This is a genomic window from Streptomyces phaeochromogenes, from assembly GCF_001418655.1.
Classification (GTDB): Bacteria; Actinomycetota; Actinomycetes; order Streptomycetales; family Streptomycetaceae; genus Streptomyces; species Streptomyces phaeochromogenes.
The window spans coordinates 1-4,592 of sequence record NZ_LIQZ01000515.1; the positions used below are offsets into that span (position 1 = coordinate 1).

The window sequence follows — 4,592 nt, forward strand, 5'->3', positions numbered from 1 at the left end:
GTCGTACGGTCCTTCGCCGCCGTACCGGCTCGGCCGTGCCGCCCTGTCGGCGGGCGGTGTCAGCCCAGCAGGCCGCCCACGAGCCCGGAGCCACCGCCGGAGCCGGAGCCGCCACCGCTGCCGCCCGTGCTCCCGCCGGAGCCGGAGCCGCCGCCACTGCCCGAGCCGCCGCCCGAGCCCGTACCGCCGGTGGTGCCGCCCGAGGAGGACGGACCGGCGCTGGTGCTGGGGGCCTGCGGCGGGGCCGACTGCTGGGGCGGGGCCTGACCGCTGCCCTGCGTCTGGCTGGGCTGTCCGGCACCGGCGCCCGCGGTCTCGCGGGCCGCGCCCGGTGTGGTCGCCGCGCCCGAGGGACTCGCGGAAGTGGCGCCCTGGGTGGGCGAGTTGGCCGCCGAGGGGCTCTCCTTGTGCCGGCGCTTGCCGGGCTCGTCCGGGAGCGGGGAGCCGGGCAGTTCGTTGCGGGGGGCCTCGCCGGGTCCGGGGACGACCACGCGGTCGGCGTCGCGGACGGCGCCGCCGAGCAACGAGCCGATGAGCAGGGTGAGTCCGACGACGATGGTCGTGACGACCGCGCCCCGGCGCAGGACGCGGCTGCGCAGCTCCCAGATGTCGGTGCGCGGCCCGAGCGTGCGCCAGGCCTCGCCGGCGAGGCGGCCGTCGATGGAGTAGACGGGGGCGCCCGCGATGATCAGCGGGGACCAGGCGGCGAGGTAGATGATGTCCGGCGCGTCGTAGGCGGGGACGGACTTCCAGCTGACGGTGAGGAGCAGCGCCGCCGACAGCAGTGCGCCGACGACCGCGGCGACCCGCTGCCACAGGCCGAGCACCGTCAGGACGCCGACGATGACCTGGAAGAAGGCGATGAGGAGTCCGGCACCGACGGGGTGTTCGAGGGCGAACTGGCGCAGTGGCTCGGCGAGTTCCCAGGGGTGCAGGGAGTTGAGCCACTTGACCATGGAGCCGCGCTTGCCGCCGTCGAAGTAGACGGGGTCGCAGAGCTTGCCCATGCCGGCGTAGATGGAGATGAAGCCGAGGAAGACGCGCAGCGGGAGCAGGACGACGCCGAGGTTCATCCGGCGGCCGGGGTAGTACCCGTGGCGCACGGGGGCGGCGCCGTGCCGCTTGAGCGCGCCGTCGTCCTCGTCCCGGTACTCGTCACCGTCGTAGGAGTCGTCCTCGAACTCGCCGTCCGCGTACGGGCGTTCGTCGATCTCCTCGTACGCGCTGCCCGCGCTGCGCATCTGCGGCAGGAGGCGGGTCTCGGGGCCGCGGACGGTCGGTGTCTCGACGGTGGCGTCGACGTCGAACCCGGGGGGTCCGCCCTCGCCGACGCGCGGGATGACCTGGGTCGCACCGCCGTCGCCGGCGGGCGCCTCTGCGCCGTGCCGCAGACTCGTGCTCCGCACCGCCTGCAACAGCCGGGTGGCGCCGGTGTCGTCGGGGGCGGACTTCCCGCTCCAGACGACGGGCGCGCGGCGGCGGGTGCCTGCGGTGGTTCCGACGACGGGGATGCGCGCGGTGTCCTCGCCCGAGCTCAAGTGCCGCGCGGCGCGCGGGGACTGGCCCCGCGGGGCGGAGTTCAGCTGCACGCGGAAGCTCGCATGATTGACGATGACCTGCGCCGGATCGCTCGGCACCTTCACCATGCTCAGCGCGGGAGCGTCGTCGAATCCCAACGAGCGGTCCCCCGTGGGTGTGCGGGGTGTTCTGGTGTCCACACTCATCTAACCGAGTGACGTGTGTTTAGGACACTGCTTTGACCGGCCCGATCTGTCCGGACCCCGTCAAGATCAAACAGCAGCGCCCGGCACCGCGTCCAAGGACGCAGAACCGGGCCCCGTAAGGGGCGCGGGGAACTGCGGGATCAGCCCCCACGCACCCGCGGATCACCACGCCCCGGCGTCGGCCGGGCCCGTACTAGGCCCGCTTCCGCGCGGCCTCGTACAGCACAACTCCCGCAGCCACACCCGCGTTCAGCGACTCCGTGCCGCCCGGCATCGGAATCCGCACCCTGAAGTCACAGGTCTCACCGACGAGTCGGGAGAGCCCCTTGCCCTCGCTGCCGACGACGATGACGACGGGACCGCCGAGGGCCTCCAGGTCACCGACCTCGGCCTCCCCGTCCGCGGCGAGCCCGACCACGACGAGGCCGGCCTTCTTGTACGCCTCGAGCGCCCGGGTCAGATTGGACGCGCGGGCGACGGGCGTACGGGCCGCGGCGCCCGCGGACGTCTTCCACGCACCGGCGGTCATCCCGGCCGCACGGCGCTCGGGCACGACGACACCGTGGCCGCCGAACGCGGAGACGGACCGGACGACGGCACCGAGGTTGCGCGGGTCGGTCACGCCGTCGAGCGCGACGATCAGCGGGTCCTTGCCCTCGTCGTACGCGGCAGCCGCGAGGTCCTCCGGGTGCGCGTACTCGTACGGCGGGACCTGGAGGACGAGCCCCTGGTGGTTGAGGCCGTTGGTCATGCGGTCGAGCTCGGGGCGGGGGGCCTCCATGAGGTGGATGCCGCCGCGGTCAGCGGCGAGCTGGAGCGCCTCGCGCACCCGCTCGTCGTTGTCGATGAACTGCTGGACGTAGAGCATCGACGCCGGGACGCCCTCGCGCAGCGCCTCGACGACGGAGTTGCGCCCGACGACCATCTCGGACGTGCCCTTGCCGCCCCGGCCGCCGCGCGGCGACGGGCGGCGCACGGTCTGCTTCGCGTTGGCCTTGGCGACGGCGTTGGCGATGCGGTTCTTCTTGTGCTTCTTGCGCGCTTCGGCGGGCGGGGTCGGGCCCTTGCCTTCCAGGCCCCGGCGTCGCTGGCCGCCACTGCCGACCTGCGCGCCCTTCTTGCCGGACATGCGGCGGTTGTTAGCGGCCATGACCTACCTGTCTGTGTGAAGGCGTACGTGCGTACGTCTGTCGTGTATGCGTCTGTGAAATGTCGTGCGTCTACGAGTGTGCCGCCCGGACACCCGAGCGGCACAATCGATCAAGGAAAAGCTCAGCGCGGGCCGAGTGTCCAGCGCGGTCCCTGGGGGCCGTCCTCGATCACGAGCCCGGACTGGTTGAGCTGGTCACGGATGGCGTCGGCGGTGGCCCAGTCCTTGCGGGTGCGGGCGGACTCGCGCTGCTGCAGCACCAGCCGTACGAGCGTGTCGACGACTCCGTGGAGGTCCTCGCCGCGGTCGCTCTCGCCCGCCCAGTGCGGGTCGAGCGGGTCGAGTCCGAGGACGCCGAGCATGGCGCGGACCTCGGCCAGCCGTGCGACCGCGGCTTCCTTGTCGTCGGCGGCCAGCGCGCTGTTGCCCTGGCGGACCGTGGTGTGCACGACGGCGAGGGCCCCCGGGACGCCCAGGTCGTCGTCCATCGCCTCGGCGAAGGCCGGCGGGACCTCGGCCGCGGGCTCGACGGCTCCGGCCTTCTCCACCACCCGCTGCACGAAGCCCTCGATCCGCGCGAACGCGGACTCGGCCTCGCGCAGTGCTTCCTCGCTGTACTCGATGGTGGAGCGGTAGTGCGGGGTGCCGAGGTAGTAGCGCAGCACGATGGGCCGCCACGCCTTGACCATCTCGCTCACGAGTACGGAGTTGCCGAGCGACTTGGACATCTTCTCGCCGCTCATGGTGACCCACGAGTTGTGCACCCAGTAGTGCGCGAACTCGTCGCCGAAGCCCCTGGCCTGGGCGATCTCGTTCTCGTGGTGCGGGAAGATCAGGTCGATGCCGCCGCCGTGGATGTCGAAGACGGGGCCCAGGTACTTGTGGGCCATGGCGCTGCACTCCAGGTGCCAGCCGGGCCGGCCCCGGCCCCAGGGCGTCTCCCAGCTCGGCTCGCCGGGCTTGACGGCCTTCCACATCGCGAAGTCCCGCGGGTCCCGCTTCCCGGTCTCGCCCTCCCCGGCGGGCTGGCGCAGCTCGTCCAGGTCCTGGTTGGACAGCGAGAGATAGCCGGGCAGGGAGCGCACGTCGAAGTACACGTTCCCCTCGGCCTCGTACGCGTGCCCGCGCTCGATGAGCGTGCGCATCATCTCGACCATCTCGGTGATGTGGCCGGTCGCGCGCGGCTCGTACGTCGGCGGGAGGCAGCCCAGGGCCGTGTATCCGTCGTTGAACGCCCGCTCGTTCTCGTAACCGATCGACCACCACGGCCTGTTCTGCTCGGCGGCCTTCCAGATGATCTTGTCGTCGATGTCGGTGACATTCCGGATGAACGTCACGTCATAGCCGCGGTGCTCGAACCAGCGGCGCATGATGTCGAAGTTGAGGCCGGACCTGATGTGCCCGATGTGCGGGGCCGCCTGCACGGTGGCGCCACAGAGGTAGATCGAGACACAACCCGGCGTGATCGGGGTGAAGTCACGGATCTGCCGGGCGCTGGTGTCGTACAGGCGAATAGTCACCCCTCCAGGGTAGTGGGCGACGACCAGTGCCCCGAGACCCTTCCGACACATGGCTCACGATTCGTGACATCCGCGTCCCGGGCATCCCGCCCATTCGTTTTTCGCCCCCGCCGCCCCTACCCATTCCCGTCCCTTTTCAGGGGCTCCGCCCCCGAACCCCCGCTCCTCAAACGCCGGAGGGGCTGAAGATTGCGCGGC

General features: G+C 71.8%; 3 protein-coding genes. All 3 read right to left on the reverse strand.

Annotation, left to right across the window (positions count from 1 at the left end; genetic code table 11):
• Positions 1-59 precede the first annotated feature (59 nt).
• A complete protein-coding gene (locus tag AOK17_RS44345; RefSeq protein ID WP_245697778.1) occupies positions 60-1,724 on the reverse strand; it encodes a DoxX family protein in 1,665 nt (554 codons plus the stop codon).
• A 193-nt stretch (positions 1,725-1,917) separates the two neighbouring features.
• Complete coding sequence (gene rlmB / locus AOK17_RS44350) at positions 1,918-2,874, reverse strand: 23S rRNA (guanosine(2251)-2'-O)-methyltransferase RlmB (protein WP_055618326.1); 957 nt, start codon at positions 2,872-2,874, stop codon at positions 1,918-1,920.
• Positions 2,875-2,996: 122 nt separating this feature from the next.
• A complete protein-coding gene (cysS, locus tag AOK17_RS44355; protein ID WP_055618327.1) occupies positions 2,997-4,394 on the reverse strand; it encodes a cysteine--tRNA ligase in 1,398 nt (465 codons plus the stop codon).
• Between the last annotated feature and the right edge of the window lie 198 nt (positions 4,395-4,592).